Below are 20,512 nucleotides of genomic sequence, written 5' to 3' on the forward strand. Positions count from 1 at the left end.
GAGGGGCGCATGTCTGATCTTCCCCGCAAGGCGGTCACCCGGACCGCCAAGCTGGCCGCGCTGCCACTGGGGTTCGCCGGCCGTGCCACCTGGGGCCTGGGCAAACGGCTCGGCGGCCGGTCCGCCGAGATCGTCGGCCGCGAGCTCCAACAGCGCACCGCGGAACAGCTCTTCAAGGTGCTCGGCGAGTTGAAGGGCGGTGCGATGAAGTTCGGTCAGGCGCTGTCCGTCTTCGAGTCGGCGCTGCCCGAGGAGATCGCCGGCCCCTATCGCGCGGCGCTGACGAAGCTCCAGGACGCGGCGCCGCCGATGCCGACGAGCACCGTGCACGCCGTGCTGGCCGAGCAACTGGGCGCCAACTGGCGGGAGCAGTTCGCGGAGTTCGAGGACAAGCCGGCCGCGGCGGCGTCCATCGGGCAGGTGCACCGGGCGGTGTGGCACGACGGCCGCGAGGTGGCCGTCAAGGTGCAGTACCCGGGGGCGGGCACGGCGTTGCTGTCGGACCTGACGCAGCTCAGCCGGTTCGCCCGGCTGCTCGGGCCGCTGATCCCTGGCATGGACATCAAGCCGCTCATCACCGAGTTGCGCGACCGGGTCGCGGAGGAGTTGGACTACGCCCTGGAGGCCGAGGCCCAGCAGGCGCACGCCGCGGAGTTCGCCGCCGATCCCGACGTGGTGGTGCCGGCGGTGGTGCACCAGGGCGACCAGGTCCTGGTGACGGAGTGGTTGGCGGGGGTGCCGCTGTCCGAGGTGATCGCGGACGGCACCGAGGAACAGCGGGACCGGGCCGGGCAGTTGCTGGCGCGCTTCCTCTTCTCCGGCCCGGCGCGCACCGGTCTGCTGCACGCCGATCCGCACCCCGGCAACTTCCGGCTGCTGCCCGGGGAATCACCGGACGGTCCGGTGGCGGAGTGGCGACTGGGCGTCCTGGACTTCGGCACCGTCGACCGGCTGCCCGACGGGTTGCCGCCGACGATCGGCGCCTCACTGCGGATGGCGCTGGACGGCGAGGCGGACGCGGTCTACCGCATGCTGTGCGAGGAGGGGTTCGTCAAGGAGTCCATCGCGCTGGATCCCGACGCGGTGCTGGAGTATCTGCTGCCGATCATCGAGCCCGCGCAGGTGGACGCCTTCACCTTCAGCCGGGGCTGGATGCGCCAGCAGGCGACCCGGATCGGCGATCCGCGCTCCCCCGCCCACCAGTTGGGCAAGCAGCTCAACCTCCCGCCCTCCTACCTCCTGATACACCGTGTGACGTTGAGCACCATCGGGGTGCTGTGCCAGTTGGGGGCCACGGTGCGGCTGCGCGATGAGTTGGAGGCGTGGATGCCGGGATTCCTGCCGGACGCGTACGAGGAGGACGCGGCAGCGGAGGCCACGGCCGGGGAGGACGAGGCCGGGGAGAGCGCGGCCGCACGGGAGGCGGGCGCGGACGGTGCCGGCGGGAGCCCGGCGGAGAGTCCGGCCTGACCGTCACCACCAGTTGGAGTCCAGCCGGCCCTCGATGGCACGGATGTTGTCCCGGGCGCAGCGGTTGCAGAAGTACCGGCGTTCGTCGTTCTCGACCGAGCAGGTCCAGGTCGGCGGGGAGCCCTTGGCCACCGCGCCGCAGCGCGCACACACCGTGCCGTCGACCGTGCCGTCGGAGGTCAACTCCGCCTGTTGCCGCGTCTGATGCGTCTTCTGGTCCACCATCCGACGATATCCCCGCAGGAGTCGTGAAACGGGACGCAACGCAGTACGGGGCCCGTCCGGTCGAACGGGCCCCGTGGCGCGGGCGGTTCAGCGCGCGGTGCCGGGGTCTCCGGTCACTGCATCACGGCCATGGCCAACGCCCGGCGGGCACGCAGCGACGCGCGCTCGGCGCGCCGCTGCATCCGCCGCGCGGCGGCGAGCCGATGTCCCCTGCGTTCGGACTCGGCTTCCTGGAGGCGTTGCTCCACATGGGCCCTGGCCAGGGCTTCTGGCATGAGTTGCATGGCGAGGTTCCTGTTCTGACGCGACTTCAGCGCGCCGGAGTTCGCGGGTGCGGGGGTTTCGGTGAAAGACGGGGTCATCGTGGGGTCCTGCTTCTGGGGGTCCCGGGTGGCGGGACGGTCGATCGTTCCTGTGCGCGCGGTGCTCATGCCACGACCGGGTTCTTGCGCGGACGGCCCCGCGGACGCTTGCGGGGTACGACGACGCCCTGGACGAAGAGCTCACCGCCCCACACACCCCACGGCTCGCGGCGGTCCTTGGCGCCGGCCAGGCAGGCTTCGCGCACCGGGCAGGTCTGGCACAACGTCTTGGCGTACTCGACGTCGGCCGGGGACTCGGCGAAGAAGACCTCGGGGTCGTAGGTGCGGCAGGGGACGGCGGTGCCGAGGCGGTCGATCTCGTCGTCGAGCTCGGTGAGGGGCAACAAGGGGTTCTCCTGGAGGTCAGGCGGAGGGATCAGGTCGGTGGCTGACGGGGTGTGCGTCGTGAGTTGCACTGGTGTGTGTTCCTCGTCTGTTGCGGCCCGGTGGTGGCGGGCGCGTTGGGCAAAACAAAAGGACCGCGGATCCCGGTGTGGGTTCCGCGGCCCTGGAAGGTGCCGACCTGATCGCCGATCAGGCTGGATCTCTCCAGGGTTCGAGGCCGCGGTAGGCCCACATGTCGTGCTGGTACTGCTTCCGGGATTCGGCACCATGGGCCGCCGTCACGAGGGCAAAGGAATTCGCCGTCGTTACCGCTGCCGCGGGTGCCTCGGTCGGTCGCGCGACGCGCTCGCCCGCCGTCGGGACGGCGAGGGCCTCGGGACGCGCGACCTCAATACCGGACAGGCGGCCGGAGCCGGACAGACCGGTACCAAGGAGCGAAACGCCGAGAGCGCAGGGGGCGACGACCGAGAGATCGGTCATTTTGTTGGTCTCAATGAAGCTGATCACGGGGTCTCGCCTCCTCTCGGCGTCTTTGGGGACCGGGAAAATCCCGATCCGGGCGTTCAAGTACAGCATGGATCCGTCGGATCTCGGAAGTTCCGTCGTTTCCGTTGCTCCCGCAGGCTATGGGGATGCGCTCCGCGTGCGCAAACTATTTTTCCCATGAGTTTTCCGCGCCCCCCGCGCGCCCCCCTGCGGCGTCCCCACCGGGCTCCTCACCGGCGCAGATCGCCAGGACGTCGGTGCCGAAGCGGTCCAGCTTGCGGCGGCCCACGCCGGGGATGACGGCCAGTTCCTCGGCGCTCGCCGGGACGGTCTCGGCGATGGCCATCAGGGTCTTGTCGGTGAAGACGCAGTAGGCGGGCTGACGGGTGACCGCGGCCTGTGCGGAGCGCCAGTCCCGCAGCCGCTCGTAGAGCCCCTCGTCGAGCTCCGAGGGGCAGTCCTCGCAGCGCATCAGCTTCATCTCGCCGGGGTCGGTCAGCGTGCGGTTGCAGACCCGGCAGCGGGCGGGGCTGCGGTGCGCGCGGCGCGGCCGGTCGGGGGCCGCCGTGGCGCGGCCGCGCTCGACGCCGCCGGCGGACAGGGCCCCGGCGGCGCGGTAACGGGACCCGCCGGAGCCGGGGCGCAGGCCGTCGAGGAAGCGGCTGGCGCTGCGCGAGTGCCGGCCGCCGGGCGAGCGGGCCAGCGACCAGGACAGCGTCAGCCGGCGACGGGCGCGGGTGATGCCGACGTAGAGCAGCCGGCGCTCCTCCTCGACCTGCTCGTCGGTGCGGGCGTGGTGGATCGGCAGCATGCCCTCGGTGAGGCCGACCAGGAACACCGCGTCCCACTCCAGGCCCTTGGCGGCGTGCAGGGAGGCGAGGGTGACGCCCTCCACGGTGGGGGCGTGCTGGGCGCCGGCCCGCTCGTCGAGTTCGGCGACGAGGTCGGCGAGGGTGGCGGTGGGGCGGGCCCGGGCGAAGTCCTCGGCCAGGCGCACCAGGGCGGCGAGCGACTCCCAGCGGTCGCGGACGGCGCCGGAACCGGCCGGCGGCTGGTCGGTCCAGCCCATGTCGCTGAGCACCGCGCGCACCTCGGACGGCAGGCCGGCCGCGCCGTCCAGCAGGGTGTCGTTGCCGCCGAAGCGGGCCGCGCCGCGCAGCTTGACGCCGGCCTCGCGCACCTCGGGCCGCTCGAAGAACCGCTCGGCGCCGCGGAGTTGATAGGGCACGCCGGCGTCGGCGAGGGCCTGTTCGTAGACCTCGGACTGGGCGTTGATGCGGAAGAGGACCGCGATCTCGCTCGCCGGGACGCCGGCGGCGATCAGGTCACGGATCCGGCGGGCGGTGCCCTCGGCCTCGGCGGGCTCGTCGGCGTACTCGGTGAACGCCGGCTCGCCCTCGGGCTCGCGCTGCGAGACCAGCTCCAGGCGGTGCTCGGCGGCGCGGCCCCGGGCCCGGGAGAGCAGGCCGTTGGCGAGGTGGACGACCTGGGGGGTGGAGCGGTAGTCGCGGACCAGCTTGACGACCGTGGCGTGCGGGTGGCGGACCCGGAAGTCGAGGAGGTGGTCGGGGGTGGCGCCGGTGAAGCTGTAGATGGTCTGGCTGGCGTCGCCGACCACGCAGAGGTTGTCGCGGTCGCCCAGCCACAGGTCCAACAGCCGCTGCTGGAGCGGGCTGACGTCCTGGTACTCGTCGACGACGAAGTGCTGGTACTGGGCGCGCACCTGCTCGGCGATGTCGTGCCGGTCCTGGAGAACGCCGACCGTGAGCAGCAGCACGTCCTCGAAGTCGATGGTGCCGCGGTCCCGTTTGAGCTGTTCGTACGTGGCGTATATCTGGCCGATCTCGGCGGGGTCGCGGGGGGCCTCGCGGCCGGCCTTGACGACCGCGGCCGGGTAGTCGGCGGGCACGGTCTGGGTGACCTTGGACCACTCGACCTCGCCGGTGACGTCGCGCAGCTCGTTGCGGTCGAGCTTGAGGCGGCAGCGGGCGGCGGCCTCGGCGACCAGCGGGCCCTTGCGGTCCAGCAGCCGCGGCAGCTCGCCGCCGACCGCCCGGGGCCAGAAGAACTGGAGCTGGCGCAGGGCCGCGGAGTGGAACGTGCGGGCCTGCACGCCGGCCGCGCCGAGCTGCCGGAGCCGGCCGCGCATCTCGCCGGCGGCGCGGGCGGTGAAGGTGACCGCGAGCACGCTGGCGGGCTGGAGGATCCCGGCCCGGACGCCGTACGCGATGCGGTGGGTGATCGCGCGGGTCTTGCCGGTGCCGGCGCCGGCCAGGACGCACACCGGCCCGTGCAGGGCCGTGGCGACCTCGCGCTGCTCGGGGTCGAGCCCGTCGAGCACCGCGTCGGCCGTCGCCGGAACCTGCGGGAAGAGAGTGGCGTCGGTTGCTGCTGTCACCCCGCCATGCTGCCAGGTCCGCGAGGACACCCGGGAACGTCGTCCACAGCGCCCGGGGAGCGGTCGTACCGGTGGGCGCGGGTGGGGACGGCGGTGGCGCGGCGGTGGGCCGATCGGGAATGGTTGGCGGCCGGTGGGCGTTGTGCTCATCGGTGCCACGGTGTCGGTAAGGACGCGCGTGGCACGTGACCACGATCGAGACGACCCCCGAAGGAGCGCAGGGCACATGGCGGGCACTGTGACGATGTACAGCACGACCTGGTGCGGTTACTGCCGTCGGCTGAAGGGCCAGATGGACCGCGAGGGCATTGCCTACACCGAGATCAACATCGAGCAGGACCCGGAGTCCGCGGCGTTCGTGGAGAAGGCCAACGGCGGCAACCAGACGGTGCCGACCGTGCTCTTCGCCGACGGCTCGACGCTGACCAACCCGTCCCTGGCGCAGGTCAAGGAGAAGGTCGCCGCGGCCTGAGGGGCCCGGCGCACCACCAATGGCGGGGCCGCCGACCGGTCCGGTGAGGGAGCCGGTCGGCGGCCCGATCGTGCCCGCGGCCCGGGCCGCGCGGCTCAGGGCCTGGGCAGCGGCTTGCCGTACCACTTCTCGATGAGCCGTGCGGCGATGGAGATGCCGTAGGGCGGGAGGACCTCACCGGAGGCGAAGGCGGCGGCCAGATCGTCGCGGGAGAACCACCGGGCCTCCTCGATCTCCTCGCCGTCCACCTGGATCTCCGAGGAGGTGGCGCGGGCCATGAAGCCCAGCATCAGGCTGGAGGGGAAGGGCCAGGGCTGGCTGGCGACGTACTCGACGTCGCCGATGACGACCCCGGCCTCCTCGTAGACCTCGCGGGCGACCGAGTGCTCGATGGACTCGCCCGGCTCGACGAAGCCGGCGAGCGTGGAGAAGCGGCCCTCGGGCCAGTGGACCTGGCGGCCGAGCAGGGCGCGGTCCTGGTCGTCGGTGACGAGCATGATCACGGCCGGGTCGGTGCGCGGGTAGTGCTCGGCGCCGCAGGCCGGGCAGCGGCGGATGTGGCCGGCCGCCGCGATGACCGTCCGTTCGCCGCAGCGCGAGCAGAAGCGGTGCATCCGCTGCCAGTTCTCCAGCGCCACGGCGTGCACCAGCAGACCGGCGTCCCGCGGGGAGAGCAGCATCCCGGCCTCGCGCAGTCCGGCGGCGCGCGCGGACTGGTCGAGGCGGCCGGGCAGCGCGTCCTTCTGGAGCGCGAAGTAGCTGACCCCGTCCTCGTCGGTGCCGAGGTAGTAGCGGTGGGCCTCGGTCAGCGGCGCCTCGAAGGTCGGCGTCATGATCAGTTCGGTGCGACCGTCAGGGGTGTCGTCGATCAGCGCCTGTCCCCCGGACACGACGAAGACGCGCGTCGTCGGGTGGCTCCAGGCCGCCGCCAGCCATGCCTCGTCCAGACGGTGGTGGGCACTGCGGTCGATGCCGCTCGGCGCGCTGAAGGTGATCGGCCGGTCGGCCGTGCGGTCGGTCCAGGTGGTCACTGCTGTTTCCAACTCCCCCTATGGCGTGGGTGATTGCTGCGTGCGGCGCGGAGCGGTACGGCGGTGCGCGCGGGTCAGGACGGGCGCCAGGCGTCCGCCAGGTCGCCCCAGAGGTGGGCGGCGGTCTCGACGCCCTTCATCAGCAGGTCGAGCTCGACCTTCTCGTTCGGCGCGTGCCAGCCGTCGGAGGGCACCGAGATGCCGAGGAACAGGACCGGGACGCCGAGGACGTCCTGGAGGTCGGCGGCCGGCCCTGAGCCGCCCTCGCGGGTGAAGCGGATCTCCGTCTCGAAGGCCCGGCCCATGGCGCGCACCACGGACTGGAGCGCGGGGTGGTCGAGCGGGGTGAGGCAGGGGCGGGTGGCGCCCCAGAAGGTGATCTCGTGGCGGATGCCGGCCGGGAGCCGCTCGGCGACCCAGGCGCGGACGGCCTGTTGGACGGCGTCCGCGTCCTGGCCGGCGACCAGCCGGAACGAGAGCTTCAACTGGGCCGAGGACGGGACGATGGTCTTGCCGCCGGGGCCCTGGTAGCCGCCGGAGATGCCGTTGACCTCGGCGGTGGGGCGGGCCCAGATGCGCTCCAGGGTGGTGGTGCCGGCCTCGCCGAGGGTGGCGTGCGAGTGCGCGGTGCGCAGCCAGCCCTCCTCGTCGAAGGGCAGCTCGGCGAAGGGCTCCCGCTCGCGGTCGGTGAGCTCGATCACGCCGTCGTAGAAGCCGGGGACGGCGACCCTGCGGTCGGCGTCGTGGAGGGCGGCGACGAGCCGGGCCGCCTCGGTGGCCGGGTTGGGCACCGCGCCGCCGAACGAGCCGGAGTGGATGTCCTGGTCGGGCCCGTACAGGTCGATCTGGCAGTCCGTCAGCCCGCGCATGCCGGTGCAGACGGTGGGGGTGTCCTTGGACCACATCCCGGTGTCGGAGACGATCACCGCGTCGCAGGCCAGGCGGTCGGCGTGCTGCTCGATCAGGGCCGGGAAGTGCGGCGAGCCGGACTCCTCCTCGCCCTCGATGAGCAGCTTGAGGTTGACCGCGGGGGCGGTGCGGCCGGTCGCGGCGAGGTGCGCGCGGACGCCGAGGGTGTGGAAGAACACCTGCCCCTTGTCGTCGGCGGCGCCGCGGGCGTACAGCTTCCCGTCGACGGTCTCCGGCTCGAAGGGGTCGGTGTGCCAACCGTCCTCGCGGGCGGCGGGCTGGACGTCGTGGTGGCCGTAGACGAGCACGGTGGGGGCGGACGGGTCCCCGGCGGGCCACTCGGCGAAGACCGCGGGCAGTCCCCCGGTCTCCCAGACCTCGGACACCGGGAAGCCGGTCTCGGCCAGCTTGGCGGCGAGCCACTCGGCGCTGCGGCGCACATCGGCGGCGCGGTCGGGGTCGGCGGAAACCGAGGGGATGCGCAGCCACTGGGCGAGGTCGTCGAGGAAGGCGTCGCGGTGGCCGGCGATGTACGCGCGGACGGCGTTGTCCGGGGTGGTGCTCATACGCCCGAGCCTATCGGCCTTCCGGGGGATACCGGCCGGCGGTCTCGCCCCGCAGGATCCGCTCCAACCCCTCCCGGCCTGGTAGGCGCGCCGGTCTGACCACTTCCCCGGTGCGGACGAAGAGGAACGCGGCGCCGACCTCGGACGGGGCCAGGCCGTACCGCTCGGCCCAGGCCAGGCGGTAGACGGCGAGTTGGAGGGGGTCGGCGCCGCCGGCGCCCGAGGGGAGGTTCCGGCCGGTCTTCCAGTCGACGATCTCGAAGCGGTCGCCGCCCGGGCCGGGCTCCTTGTAGACCGCGTCGATCCGGCCGCGGATCACCCTTCCGGCGAGCGTCATCCGGAACGGGACCTCCACCCGGAACGGGGTCCGCCGGGCGTACGGGCTGCGGGCGAACGCCTCCTTCAGCGCCTGAAGGTCCTGCTCGTCGGCGATCTCCGGCTCCTCGCCGGGCTCGGCGCCCGGGAGCTCGTCCGGGCCGAGCAGCGGCAACGGCAGCTCCTCGAAACGGGACTGGACCCAGGCGTGGAAGCGGGTGCCGCGGCGGGCGGCGCGCTGCGGTGCGCGCGGCATCGGGCGGGCCAGCTCGCGGGCGAAGCCGTCCGGGTCGGCGGCGACCTGAAGGAGCTGGGTGGCGGTGAGCGAGGCCGGGAGCGGGACATCGCGGACCCGGGCGCGGGAGCTGCGCAACTCGGCGGCCAGCGCCGTCAGATCGCGGTCCCAGGACGCCGCGAGGCGACGCTCCTCGGGGGGCAGCGGGGAGAGGCCCTCCTGGCCGGTGGGGGCGCCCGTGCCCGCGGTGCCGGCGGCGGCGCCTTCCAGGGCGGCCGGGTCGGGCTCGGCGGAACGCTGGGCGATGAGGCGGGGGCGGCGGCCGTCGGCGTACGGCTCGGCGGCCGGGGCGTCCGCCCCGTACGGGGGCTCGTCCTCGTACGGGGACGCCTCGTACGGGGACGCCTCGTACGGGTCGTCCTCCGGGGGCGGCGGGAGCGGATCGTCCTCGTGAGCGGCCGCCCACTCCTCGTCGTCCGGGGGCGGCGGCCATTCCGGGTCGTACCCGGGGGCCGGGGGTGCCGGGGCGGTCTCCGGGGCCTGGCGGGCGAGGTGGGCGCGGACGGTGGCGGCGGCCGCGCGGCGGCGGGCGGTGGCGTCCTCGTCCAGGGGCAGCGGCCAGGGCCGGTCGGCGGCGGCCTCGGCGAGGGCGGGGTTCTCGGCGCCCTCCTCGGGCTGGTCGGCCCAGACCTCGATCTCGCCGTGGCCCGCCTCGCAGTGCTCGCGCAGCGCCGTGAGGAAGGCGGACGGGCCGCGCGAGCGCTTCTGGCTCGGGCCCCACCAGTGGCCGGAGCCGAGGAGGAGGGAGCGGGGGCGGGTGAACGTGACGTAGCCGAGGCGGAGTTCCTCGGTCTCCTGGTGGTGCCGCATCGCCTCCTTGAAGTCCTTCACACCGCGGGCGGTCCACTCCCCCACTTCGGGCAGGGTCGCGGCGTCCCCCCGGAGCGGGTGCGGCAGCACCTTGGCGCGGCCGGTCCACGACTCGCGGGCCTGCTCGCTGGGGAACTGCTTGGTCACCAGGCCGGGCACCGCGACGACGTCCCACTCCAGGCCCTTGGACTTGTGGGCGGTGAGCACCTTGACGGTGTTCTCGCCGCCCGGGAGCGAGCTGTCCAGGCCCTTCTCGAACTGGACGGCGGTGCGCAGGAAACCCAGGAAGGCGAGCAGCGTGGCCTCGCCGTCGAGGGCCGCGCCGCCCTCCTTGGCGGCGAAGCCGGCCGCGAGGTCCAGGAAGGTGCCCAGGGTCTCGCGGCGGCGGGCGGCCAGGGCGTGCGGCGAGGCGGACAGCTCGACCTCCAGTCCGGTGACGGCCAGGATCCGGTGCAGCACGTCCATCAGCGGGTCGGCCAACGAGCGCCGCAGGTCGCGGAGTTCGGCGGCCAGCCGGGCGAAGCGGACCCGGGCCTCCGAGGAGAACGGCAGGCCGTCGTCCGGGCCGCCGGCCTCCAGGAAGGTGTCCAGCGCGTCGGCGAGGGAGACCGTCTCGGCCGGGTCGACGCCCTCGACGGCCGCGGCCAGGCGGCGCTCCGGGTCGTCGTCGGCGGGGGTGCCGGGGCGGGCCAGGGCGCGCGCCCGGCGGCCCAGCAGGGCCAGGTCGCGCGGGCCGATCCGCCAACGGGGGCCGATCAGCAGCCGCACCAGGGAGGCGTTGGCCGTCGGGTCCTGGAGGACCTCGCAGACCGCGACCAGGTCGGCGATCTCGGGGAGGTGGAGCAGCCCGGAGAGGCCGACGACCTCCACCGGTACGTCCCGGGCCACCAACTCGCCCTGGATCTGCGCGAAGTCGGCGGCGGAGCGGCACAGCACCGCGATCCCGCCGGGCGGGGTGCCGGTGCGGACCAGGTGGGCGAGGGAGTCCGCGAGCCAGGTGAGCTCCTCGGCGTGGGTGGGCAGCAGGGCGCAGCGGACCTGCCCGTCCCGCTCGGCGCCGGGGGCCGGGCGCAGCGCCTCGACGCCGGCGTGCATCGCGCGCAGCGGGGCGGCCAGGCGGTTGGCGAGGTCCAGGAGGCGGCCGCCGCTGCGGCGGTTCTCGCTGAGCGCGAAGCGACGGGCCGGGGTGCCGTCGGCGAACGGGAAGTGGGCGGGGAAGTCGTCGAGATTGGCGACGGAGGCGCCGCGCCAGCCGTAGATGGCCTGGCAGGGGTCGCCGACGGCGGTGACCGCGTGCCCGGTGGCGGAGCCGGCGCCGGCGCCGAACAGGCCGGCGAGCAGCAGCCGTTGGGCGACGGAGGTGTCCTGGTACTCGTCGAGGAGGACGACGCGGAACTCCTCGCGCAGCAGCGCGCCGACCTCCGGGCGGGTGGTGGCCAGCGTCGCCGCGAGGGCGATCTGGTCGCCGAAGTCCAGCAGGTCGCGGCGGCGCTTCTCGCGGCGGTAGGCGCCGACGAGGTCGAGCAGCTCCAGGCGGCCGCGGGCGGCCTCGGGGACCTTGCGCAGGTCGGCGTTGCTGAGCTTGGCGTGCTCCAACTCGGCGAGCAGCGCGGTGTCGTGGGCGTGCAGAGTGGGCGGGTCCACCAGGTGCTCGGACAGCTCGCCGTCGAGGGCGAGGAGGTCCTCCACGAGGGTGGGCAGCGAGGTGGTGAGCGAGGGATACGGGCCGGGGGCGGCGCGCAGGGTGCGGGCGGCGAGCTGGAAGCGGGTGGCGTCGGCGAGCAGGCGGGCGCTGGGCTCCAGGCCGATGCGCAGGCCGTGGTCCTTCAGGAGCTGGCCGGCGAAGGCGTGGTACGTGGAGATCCGCGGCTCCCCGGGGGGCTCGGCGCCGGCGGCCGCGCCCGGGAGGGGGTCGGGGTCGGTGACGCCGGCCGCCAGGAGGGCCGCGCGGACCCGCTCGGCCAGCTCGCCCGCCGCCTTGTTGGTGAACGTCAGCCCGAGGACCTGCTCGGGGGCGACCTGGCCGGTGCCGACCAGCCACACCACCCGCGCGGCCATCACCGTGGTCTTGCCCGAACCGGCCCCGGCCACGATGACCTGCGGGGCGGGCGGCGCCGTGATGCACGCCGTCTGCTCCGGGGTGAACGGGATGCCCAGCAGCTCCTTGAGCTGCTCGGGGTCGGTGAGGTGAGCTGACACATCGGACACCGTAACGGCCGCCGCTGACAGTCCCGCCCCGGCCGACATCGACGCAGGTCAGCGCGGTGCGACGGCGGGTGTGGGGCGGCTCACTCGACGATCTGCCGGCCCTCGGGGCGCGCGCTGCAGGAGGCCCGGAAGGCGCAGTGCGTGCAGTGCGCGCCGGTGGTCGGCGTGAAGCGCTCCTCCAGGACGCGGCCGGCGGCGGTGGCGAGCAGCTCGCCGACCCAGTCGCCCTCCGGCGGCGGCTGCGCCTGGACGGCCGGGAACGCCTCGCCGCCCTCCTTGCGGGGCGCGCCCAGCCGCAGGTGGACCAGCTCGGCGCCGCCGGACTCCGGCCGCTGTCCGTCGAAGGCGTCGTCGAGGGCGCCCTCGCGGACCGCGAGTTGGTAGACGGCGAGCTGCGGGTGGCGGGCGACCTCGGGGCCGGTCGGCTTCTGCTTGCCCGTCTTGAAGTCGACGACGTAGGCACGGCCCTCGGCGTCGCGCGCGACGTGGTCCATGCTGCCGCGGATGCGGACCTCGTAGGCGCCGGCGGCGAGGGTGACGTCGAAGCCGTGCTCGGTGGCCACGGTGTCCCGGCCGAGGCTCTCGCGCTCCATGACGTGCCAGCGCAGGAAGCGCTCCAGGGCGGCGCGGGCCTGGTCCTTCTCCTGGCGGGACTTCCAGGGGGCGTCGAAGGCGAGCGCGTCCCAGACGGAGTCCAGGCGTGCCATCAGGACGGTCAGGTCGGCCGGGGTGCGCCCGGAGGCGACCTCGTCGGCGAGGACGTGGACGACGTTGCCGAAGCCCTGGGCGGCGGTGGCCGGGGCGTCGGCCTTCACCTCGCGCCCCAGGAACCACTGGAGGGCGCAGGTGTTGGCCAGTTGGTCGAGGGCGCTGCCGGAGAGCACCACGGGGCGGTCGCGGTCGCGCAACGGGACGGAGTTGTCGGTGGGCTCTTCCAGGCCCCACCAACTGTCCGGGTGCGCGGCCGGCACCAAGGGGTGGCCCTCGTCGTCGCGCAACGCGGCCAGCCGGGCCAGCCGTTGGGCGGCGGCGTCGCGCAGCGCGGGGCCGGCGTCCGGGTCGACGGTGGTGGCGCGCAGTTCGGCGACGAGCGCGGCGACGGTCAACGGGCGGCGGGGGCGGCCGGTGACGTCCTGGGGGGTGACGCCGAGTTCGGTCAGGAACCGGGACGGCTGGTCGCCGTCCTCGGCCGCGGCCTTGACGGCGGTGACCACCAGGCGCTCGCGGGCCCGGGTCGCGGCCACGTAGAACAGCCGGCGCTCCTCGGCGAGCAGGGCGCCCGGGGTGAGCGGTTCGGCCAGGCCGTCCCGGCCGATCCGGTCCGCCTCCAGGAGGGAGCCGCGGCGGCGCAGGTCGGGCCAGAGGCCCTCCTGGACCCCGGCCACCACCACGAGCCGCCATTCCAGGCCCTTGGCGCGGTGCGCGGTCATCAGGCGGACGGCGTCCGGGCGGACCGTACGGCGGGTGAGGGTGTCCGCGGCGATGTCCTGGGCGGCCAGCTCCTCCAGGAAGTTCCGGGCGCCGCGGCCGCCGGTGCGCTCCTCGGCGCGGGCCGCGGTCTCGAACAGGGCGACCACCGCGTCCAGATCGCGGTCGGCGTTGCGCCCGGCGGCCCCGCCGCGCCGGGCGGCCCGCTCCAGCCGGGCCGGCCAGGGGGTGCCGTTCCACAGCTCCCACAGCGCCTCCTCGGCCGTCCCGCCGCCGGCGAGCAGCTCCCGGGCCTCGCGCAGCAGCAGGCCGAGCCGCCGGGCGCCGCGGGCGTGGCCGGGGTCGTGGGCCACCAGCCGCTCGGGCTCGGCCAGCGCGCGGGCGATGAGCTCGTCGGAGGGCGGCGGCACCGGGTGGCCGGCGGCCCGCTCCTCCTCGCGCAGCGCCCGGCCCAGCCGCCGCAGGTCGGCCGCGTCCATCCCGCCCAACGGGGAGCTCAGCAGGTCGATGGCGGTCTCGGGATCGATGCGGAGGGCGGCCGTCCGCTCCGCTGCGGCGTCCTCGGTGTCCGGGGCCTGCGGTGCCGCGTCCAACGGGGCGGCGGACGCGGGCCCGCCCGGTACGCCGGCCGCCACCCGCAGCGCCGTCAACAGCGGCGCGACGGCCGGTTCGTGGCGGAGCGGGAGGTCGTCGCCGTCGATGTCGAGCGGGATCCCGGCGGCGGTGAGCGCGCGGCGCACGGCGGGGATCGAGCGCCCCCCGGCGCGCACCAGGACGGCCATCTCGCGCCAGGGCACGCCCCGTTCGAGGTGGGCGCGGCGCAACAGGTCGGCGATGTTGTCGAGCTCGGCCCCGGGGGTCGGGTAGGTGAACACCTCGACCCGGCCGCCGTCCCGGACGGGGGTGGGCTCCCGGTGGGCGCGGACCGCGTCGGCCGGGAGCCGGGTGAGCGGCATCCGGCGGGTGAGCAGGCGGGTGGCGGCCAGCAGCGTGGCGCCGGCGCGCCGGGAGGTGCACAGCACGGCCACCGGGGCGGGGGCCCCGTCGGCGCGCCGGAAGGTCTCCGGGAAGTCGAGGATGCCGTTGACGTCGGCGCCCCGGAAGGCGTAGATCGACTGGTCCGGGTCGCCGAAGGCCAGCAGCGTGCGGCCCGCGGAACCGGGGGCGGCCAGCGCGCCCTGGTGGCCGGCGAGCGCCCGCAGCAGCCGCACCTGGGCGGCGTCGGTGTCCTGGTACTCGTCCACGTAGACCGCGTCGTAGGCGCCAGCCAGTTGGGCGGCGACCTCGGGGCGCTCGGCCAGCAGCACCGCGCGGTGCACCAACTCGGCGTAGTCCAGCACCCCTTGGGCGTCCAGGACGTCGAGGTACTCGGCGAGGAAGGCAGCCGCGGCCCGCCAGTCGGGGCGGCCAGTGCGGCGGGCGAAGTCGCCCAACGCGTCCGGGCCCAGGCCCAGTTCGCGACTGCGGGCCAGCACCGCGCGGACCTCGTCGGCGAAGCCCCGGGTGGTCAGGCAGGCCCGCAGCTCGTCCGGCCAGCCCACCCTGGCGCGGCCGTCACCGGCCAGCTCCGCCTGGCCCTCCAGGAGCTCGCGGACGACCAGGTCCTGCTCGGGGCCGGACAGCAGCCGCAACGGGTCGGCGAAGAGGTCGGCGTCCTGGTGACCGCGGACCAGGGCGTAGCAGAAGGAGTGGAAGGTGGTGGCCTGGGGGGCGTCGGGCCGGCGGGCGGCGGACGGCCCGCCCCCCTCGTCGGCCAGCCGGGCGGCCAGCCGGTCCCGGAGGGCGACCGCGGCCTTCCGGCTGAAGGTCAGGACGAGGATCCGCTCGGGGTCCGTCCCCGCCCGGACGCGGCGCACCACGGACTCCACCAGCGTCGTGGTCTTGCCCGTCCCCGGCCCGGCGAGGACCAGCAGTGGCCCCTGCCGGTGCTCCACCACGGCGCGCTGGGCGGCGTCCAGGGTCGGCGGCGCGGTCCGCTCCGGCGGGGTGCGCACCAGGCGGTACGCGCCGGGGGCGCCCCGCCGCGCGGCCTCGCGGGGCTGCGCCGGCGGAACGGCCGGAAGGGAGGGGCTCAACTTGATCGCCGGTCCTGGGGGGTGTTGGTCGGGGTGCGGACGGTGCCGCCGGTGCGCCGGGCCCGTCCGGGCGCCCGCGGCGGGACGCGGCCGGGACGGCGACCCCCTCGACCGTACCGGGTCGGGAGGCCGGCCCCTGAGCACGTGCCCTGGGGCCCGTCCGCCCCTGATCCGCAGAAGCGTCCTAGCGCCCCTCGTCCCCGGACGCGGTGTCGCCGTCCCACCGCGCCCGCCGCATGTCGATCCGCGGTATGTGGCCCTCGGTGGCCGCCGAGGCTCCCTTGAGGGGCGTGCCCTCGTCCCGGTAGTGGGCCAGGGCGCGCAGTTCGTGGCCGGGGAGCAGCACGCCGTCCGCGCGGACCACCCGCCACCAGGGCACCGCGCTGCCGTAGAGGGCCATCACCCGCCCCACCTGGCGCGGGCCGCCCGGCGCCGGGCCCTCGGGATGGTCCTCGTCCTTGAGCCACTCCGCGACGTCCCCGTAGGTCATGACCCTGCCGGGCGGGATCTCCTCGGCGACGCCGAGGACCCGCTCCGCGTAGTCCGGCAGGGCCTCCGGCGCGGCCCGGTCGCCGACGGCGCCGGCGCTGTCCATGTCTCCGGTCCCCTTCATTCGGCCCATCCTGCCGCACAGCACCGACAATGGGCTTGGACGCCTGGTCCCGCGCCGGCCGGAGAGGCCCGGAGGGCGGCGGGGCCCCGGTGCGGTGGCCGCGGTTCCGCTTTCCGTGGCCCCCAAATGCACCCTGATGCCTCCCCGGACCGGACGGCCGTGCCACCATCTTCCGGACGGTGACTGGTGATACGAGATCAAGAAGAGACGGCCGAGCAGCAGGGTGCGGCGCCTCCACGGGAGGCGGGCGCCCCTGATGCGCTGGCCGTCGGCGACACCGGCACCACCCCGGAACCGACCGCAGGGACCGCGCAGCCGCAGGGGCCGCGGGCGGCGACCCCGGGGACGCAGCAACGAGAGCCGGCGACGGCTCCCGCTACCGAAAAGGCGAGCACGATCGAGAAGGCCGAACGACCCGAGGCGTCCGCGAGGCCAGGACGGCCCACGGCGCCCGAGCCACCCGAGCGGCACGAGCCCGACCGGCGGACGGAGGAGGAGGGCCAGGGCGCTGCGCAGCCGGACGAGCGGTCCGAGCACCACAAGGCCGCGGACGACACCCCCCGGGGCGGGCCACCGCCCCGTACGGGCGCGCACCGTGCCGAGGGCGGCCCCGAGGACAGCGGCGAGTTCCACGTCGACCGGCTCGCGGTGGACGAGCCGCTGCTGCCCGCCCGGGTGCACCGCCCCGCCGACCTGCTCCGGCTGCTGCTTGGCATCGCCGGGATCGCGCTGGTGCTGGCGCTGGCGACGTTCGCGCACGGCACCACCCAGGGCTTGAAGAACGACATCGGGCAGGGCGCCGGAGCGGCGCCGCCGCTGCTGATCAACCTCGCGGGGCTGGCCTCCAGCGTCCTGGTTCTGATCGTGCCGGTGGCCTACGCCGTGGAGCGCCTGATCAAGCGGGACGGGCTGCGGATCGCGGACGGCGTGCTGGCCGCCGTACTGGCGCACGGGGTGTCGCTCGCCACCGACCTGTGGGTGGCCGAGGCCGCCCCCGCCTCGATCCGCAGCGCGCTCACCCAGCCGCTGGCCAACGGGTCGCTCTCCGCGCCGGTGCACAGCTATCTGGCGCCGGTGATCGCCTATATGACGGCGGTGGGGATGTCCCGGCGGCCCCGTTGGCGGGTGGCGATGTGGTGCGTCCTGCTGCTGGACGCGTTCGCGGTGCTCATCGGGCGGTACACCACCCCGTTCGCGATCGTGGTCACCATCCTCATCGGCTGGACCGTCGCGTTCGGCACCCTCTACGCCGTCGGCTCCCCCAACGTCCGCCCCACGGGCCAGAACCTCCTGGCCGGTCTGCGGCGGGTCGGCTTCCGGCCGGTCAGCGCGATGCGCGCGGAGGACGGCAGCCCCGACCACGCTGACCGGGGCCGGCGCTACCTCGTCGCCCTGGAGGACGGCGCACCGATCGACGTCACCGTCGTGGACCGCGAGCAGCAGGCGCAGGGCTTCTTCTACCGGGTGTGGCGGCGGCTGTCGCTGCGCGGGATCAACCAGCGCCGCAGCCTCCAGTCGCTGCGCCAGGCACTGGAGCAGGAGGCGCTGCTGGCGTACGCGGCGATCGCGGCCGGGGCCCAGGCGCCCAAGCTGATCGCCACCTCCGAGCTGGGCCCGGACGCGGTGATGCTGGTCTACGAGCACATCGAGGGCCGCCGCTTCGACCAGCTCGCGGACGAGGAGATCACCGACGAGCTGATGCACAGCGCCTGGCGCCAGGTGGCCGCGCTCCAGTCGCGGCGGATCGCGCACCGGCGGCTGGTCGGGGACGCCCTGCTGGTGGATCGTTCCGGCAGCATCGTGCTCACCGACCTGCGCGGCGGCGAGATCGCCGCCGGTGATCTGGTGCTGCGGATGGACATCGCCCAACTGCTGGCCACCTGCGGACTGCGGGTCGGCGCCGAGCGGGCGGTCGCCGCGGCCGTCGAGGTGCTCGGCCCGGACGCGGTGGCCGACAGCCTGCCGCTGCTCCAGCCGATCGCGCTCAGCCGCACCACCCGTGCCACGCTGCGCCAACGGGCCCGGGAGCGGGCCCAACGGGAGCGGGAGGCGGTGCTGGCCGCCTCGCAGGCCGCGAAGGAGGCCCGGGAGGCCCACGCCGCCGAGGCCCCCAAGGACCGCAAGGCGCTGCGGGCCGAGCGGAACGCGGAGAAGAACGCCGAGAAGCGGGCCCTGGAGGAGGCGTCGGAGGAGGTCAGGGAGGAGGACCTGCTGGCCCAGATCCGCCGCCAGGTGCTGCTGATCCGACCGACCGCGGTCATCGAGCCGGCGAAGCTGGAGCGGCTCAGCCCGCGCATCCTGATCAGCTGGATCGCCGGCGCGTTCGCGGCCTATCTGCTGTTGTCCCAGCTGAGCAACTTCGACCTGAACGACGTGATCAGCAAGGCCCGGTGGGTGTGGGTCGTGGTCGCGATGGTCTTCTCGGCGCTGACCTACCCCGCGGCCGCGATGAGCCTGTTGGGGTTCGTCACGGAGAAGGTGCCGTTCGTCAAGACGGTCATCGCGCAGATCGCCGGCAACTTCGTGAAGCTGGTGGCGCCCGCGGCGATCGGCGGCGTGGCGCTGAACACCCGCTTCCTCCAACGGGCCGGGGTGCGCCCCGGGTTGGCGGTGGCCAGCGTCGGCGCGTCCCAACTGTTCGGGCTGGGCAGCCACATCATGCTGCTGCTGGCGTTCGGCTATCTGACCGGCACCGAGCAGACCCAGGACATCTCGCCGTCCCGTACGGTCATCGCCGGCCTGCTGACGGTCGCCGTGCTGGTGCTGATCGTGACGGCCGTGCCGGTGCTGCGGAAGTTCGTGGTCACGCGGGTGCGGTCGCTGTTCGCCGGTGTGGTGCCGCGGATGCTGGACATCCTCCAGCGACCGCGGAAGCTGGTCACCGGCATCGGCGGGATGCTGCTGCTGACAGCGGCGAACGTGATGTGCCTGGACGCCTCGATCCGGGCGTTCGGCGGCGATCAGCTCAGCTACGCGACCATCGCGGTCGCCTTCCTCGCCGGCAACGCGCTGGGCTCGGCGGCCCCGACACCGGGCGGTGTGGGCGCCGTCGAGGGTGCGCTGTGGGGCGCGCTGACGTTCTCGGGACTGGCCGCCGACACGGCCCTGCCCGCGGTGCTGCTGTTCCGCCTGATGACGTTCTGGCTCCCGGTGCTGCCGGGGTGGATCGCCTTCACCTTCCTGTCCCGCCGGGGCGAGATCTGAGCGACGGAGCCGGGAATTCCGCCCCGCGGACACACCGAAGGCGCCGGTCCGTACCGAACGGACCGGCGCCTTGCGCGCGGGGGGTGGAGCGGCGGATCAGTAGACCGGCTTCTCCGGTTCGACGGTGTTGACCCAGCCGATGACGCCGCCGCCGACGTGCACCGCGTCGGCGAAGCCCGCGGACTTCAGGACCGCGAGGACCTCGGCGGAGCGGACGCCGGTCTTGCAGTGCAGGACGATCTTCTTGTCCTGCGGGAGGTCCTGGAGGGCGGTGCCCATCAGGAACTCGTTCTTCGGGATCAGCCGCGCGCCGGGGATCGAGACGATCTCGTACTCGTTGGGCTCCCGGACGTCGATGATGTCGATCTTCTCGTCGTTGTCGATCCACTCCTTGAGCTGCTGCGGAGTGATCGTGGAACCGGCCGCCGCCTGCTGGGCCTCCTCGGAGACCACGCCGCAGAACGCCTCGTAGTCGATCAGCTCGGTGACGGTCGGATTCTCGCCGCAGACCGCGCAGTTGGGGTCCTTGCGGACCTTGACCTGGCGGTACGTCATCTCCAGCGCGTCGTAGATCATCAGCCGGCCGACCAGCGGGTCGCCGATGCCGGCGAGCAGCTTGATGGCCTCGTTGACCTGGATCGAGCCGATGGAGGCGCAGAGCACGCCGAGCACGCCGCCCTCGGCGCAGGACGGCACCATGCCGGGCGGCGGGGGCTCCGGGTACAGGCAGCGGTAGCAGGGGCCGTGCTCGGACCAGAACACCGACGCCTGGCCGTCGAAGCGGTAGATGGAACCCCAGACGTACGGCTTGTTCAGCAGCACGCAGGCGTCGTTGACGAGATAGCGGGTGGCGAAGTTGTCCGTGCCGTCGACGATCAGGTCGTACTGGGCGAAGAGCTCCATGACGTTGCTGGAGTCGAGGCGCTCTTCGTGGAGGTTGACCGTGACGTACGGGTTGATGCCGAGGACCGTGTCCTTGGCGGAGGCGGCCTTGGAGCGGCCGATGTCCGCCTGGCTGTGGATGATCTGGCGCTGCAGGTTCGACTCGTCGACCTCGTCGAACTCGACGATGCCCAGGGTGCCGACGCCGGCCGCGGCCAGGTACATCAGCGCGGGCGAGCCCAGGCCGCCGGCGCCGACGCACAGCACCTTGGCGTTCTTCAGCCGCTTCTGCCCGTCCATCCCGACGTCGGGGATGATCAGGTGGCGGGAGTACCTGCGGACCTCGTCGACGGTGAGCTCCGGAGCGGGCTCGACCAGGGGTGGCAGCGACACGGGGACTCCGTTGGTCGGTCTCGAT

General features: G+C 74.3%; 14 protein-coding genes. 3 read left to right on the forward strand and 11 right to left on the reverse strand.

Annotated features, from left to right (window positions below):
* Positions 1-9: 9 nt before the first annotated feature.
* Positions 10-1,470: an ABC1 kinase family protein gene (locus PV796_RS14085; protein WP_274913411.1), complete on the forward strand. Its 1,461-nt coding sequence runs from the start codon at positions 10-12 to the stop codon at positions 1,468-1,470.
* A 3-nt stretch (positions 1,471-1,473) separates the two neighbouring features.
* Here PV796_RS14085 and PV796_RS14090 read toward each other — a convergent pair whose 3' ends face one another.
* The 5 genes from PV796_RS14090 to PV796_RS14110 all read right to left on the reverse strand — a co-directional run bounded on the left by PV796_RS14090 (position 1,474) and on the right by PV796_RS14110 (position 5,286).
* Positions 1,474-1,695, reverse strand: a complete 222-nt coding sequence (locus PV796_RS14090) for a hypothetical protein (protein WP_274913413.1) — start codon at positions 1,693-1,695, stop codon at positions 1,474-1,476.
* A 113-nt stretch (positions 1,696-1,808) separates the two neighbouring features.
* Positions 1,809-2,126, reverse strand: coding sequence for a hypothetical protein (locus PV796_RS14095; RefSeq protein ID WP_274913414.1), 318 nt, complete (start codon positions 2,124-2,126; stop codon positions 1,809-1,811).
* Complete coding sequence (locus PV796_RS14100) at positions 2,123-2,473, reverse strand: WhiB family transcriptional regulator (protein WP_274913415.1); 351 nt, start codon at positions 2,471-2,473, stop codon at positions 2,123-2,125. Before PV796_RS14100 ends, PV796_RS14095 begins: the two co-directional genes overlap by 4 nt.
* A 118-nt stretch (positions 2,474-2,591) precedes the next feature.
* Entirely contained in the window at positions 2,592-2,909 is a 318-nt protein-coding gene (locus PV796_RS14105; protein ID WP_274913416.1) for a hypothetical protein, read from the reverse strand.
* Positions 2,910-3,054: 145 nt separating this feature from the next.
* The gene (locus PV796_RS14110; protein ID WP_274913417.1) at positions 3,055-5,286 is read right to left on the reverse strand and encodes an ATP-dependent DNA helicase UvrD2; all 2,232 of its coding nucleotides are present in this window, start codon (positions 5,284-5,286) and stop codon (positions 3,055-3,057) included.
* A 226-nt stretch (positions 5,287-5,512) separates the two neighbouring features.
* On the opposite strand from PV796_RS14110, the gene PV796_RS14115 reads away from it, so the two are divergent.
* The gene (locus tag PV796_RS14115; RefSeq protein WP_274913419.1) at positions 5,513-5,758 is read left to right on the forward strand and encodes a mycoredoxin; all 246 of its coding nucleotides are present in this window, start codon (positions 5,513-5,515) and stop codon (positions 5,756-5,758) included.
* A gap of 95 nt (positions 5,759-5,853) precedes the next feature.
* On the opposite strand, the gene nudC is transcribed toward PV796_RS14115, so the two are convergent.
* From nudC to PV796_RS14140, 5 genes are all read right to left on the reverse strand, one after another.
* On the reverse strand, positions 5,854-6,789 hold the full coding sequence (gene nudC / locus PV796_RS14120; RefSeq protein WP_274913421.1) for an NAD(+) diphosphatase: 936 nt from the start codon (positions 6,787-6,789) through the stop codon (positions 5,854-5,856).
* 74 nt (positions 6,790-6,863) lie between these two features.
* Positions 6,864-8,264, reverse strand: a complete 1,401-nt coding sequence (locus tag PV796_RS14125) for a dipeptidase (protein ID WP_274913422.1) — start codon at positions 8,262-8,264, stop codon at positions 6,864-6,866.
* A gap of 10 nt (positions 8,265-8,274) precedes the next feature.
* Positions 8,275-11,883, reverse strand: coding sequence for an ATP-dependent DNA helicase (locus tag PV796_RS14130; protein WP_274913424.1), 3,609 nt, complete (start codon positions 11,881-11,883; stop codon positions 8,275-8,277).
* A gap of 89 nt (positions 11,884-11,972) precedes the next feature.
* Positions 11,973-15,395, reverse strand: a complete 3,423-nt coding sequence (locus tag PV796_RS14135; RefSeq protein WP_274913426.1) for an ATP-dependent helicase — start codon at positions 15,393-15,395, stop codon at positions 11,973-11,975.
* Positions 15,396-15,579: 184 nt separating this feature from the next.
* The gene (locus tag PV796_RS14140) at positions 15,580-16,008 is read right to left on the reverse strand and encodes an MGMT family protein (protein ID WP_274913428.1); all 429 of its coding nucleotides are present in this window, start codon (positions 16,006-16,008) and stop codon (positions 15,580-15,582) included.
* A gap of 186 nt (positions 16,009-16,194) precedes the next feature.
* Between PV796_RS14140 and PV796_RS14145 the strand changes: the two genes are divergently transcribed.
* Positions 16,195-19,212 carry a lysylphosphatidylglycerol synthase transmembrane domain-containing protein gene (locus PV796_RS14145; protein ID WP_274913430.1) on the forward strand — a complete coding sequence of 1,006 codons (3,018 nt, stop codon included), beginning with the start codon at positions 16,195-16,197 and terminating at the stop codon, positions 19,210-19,212.
* Positions 19,213-19,308: 96 nt separating this feature from the next.
* Here the strand turns inward: PV796_RS14145 and moeZ are convergent, their stop codons facing one another.
* Positions 19,309-20,487 carry an adenylyltransferase/sulfurtransferase MoeZ gene (moeZ, locus tag PV796_RS14150; RefSeq protein ID WP_274913431.1) on the reverse strand — a complete coding sequence of 393 codons (1,179 nt, stop codon included), beginning with the start codon at positions 20,485-20,487 and terminating at the stop codon, positions 19,309-19,311.
* Positions 20,488-20,512: the final 25 nt, after the last annotated feature.

The sequence above is a fragment of the Streptomyces sp. WZ-12 genome (assembly GCF_028898845.1).
Lineage (GTDB): Bacteria > Actinomycetota > Actinomycetes > Streptomycetales > Streptomycetaceae > Streptomyces.

Bases quoted from the DNA above. Each gene is read 5' to 3' on its own strand.
- PV796_RS14085 (WP_274913411.1), top strand. From the start codon at position 10: ATGTCTGATCTTCCCCGCAAGGCGGTCACCCGGACCGCCAAGCTGGCC.
- PV796_RS14115 (WP_274913419.1), top strand. From the start codon at position 5,513: ATGGCGGGCACTGTGACGATGTACAGCACGACCTGGTGCGGTTACTGC.
- PV796_RS14140 (WP_274913428.1), bottom strand. From the start codon at position 16,008: ATGAAGGGGACCGGAGACATGGACAGCGCCGGCGCCGTCGGCGACCGG.
- PV796_RS14125 (WP_274913422.1), bottom strand. From the start codon at position 8,264: ATGAGCACCACCCCGGACAACGCCGTCCGCGCGTACATCGCCGGCCAC.
- PV796_RS14095 (WP_274913414.1), bottom strand. From the start codon at position 2,126: ATGAGCACCGCGCGCACAGGAACGATCGACCGTCCCGCCACCCGGGAC.
- PV796_RS14090 (WP_274913413.1), bottom strand. From the start codon at position 1,695: ATGGTGGACCAGAAGACGCATCAGACGCGGCAACAGGCGGAGTTGACC.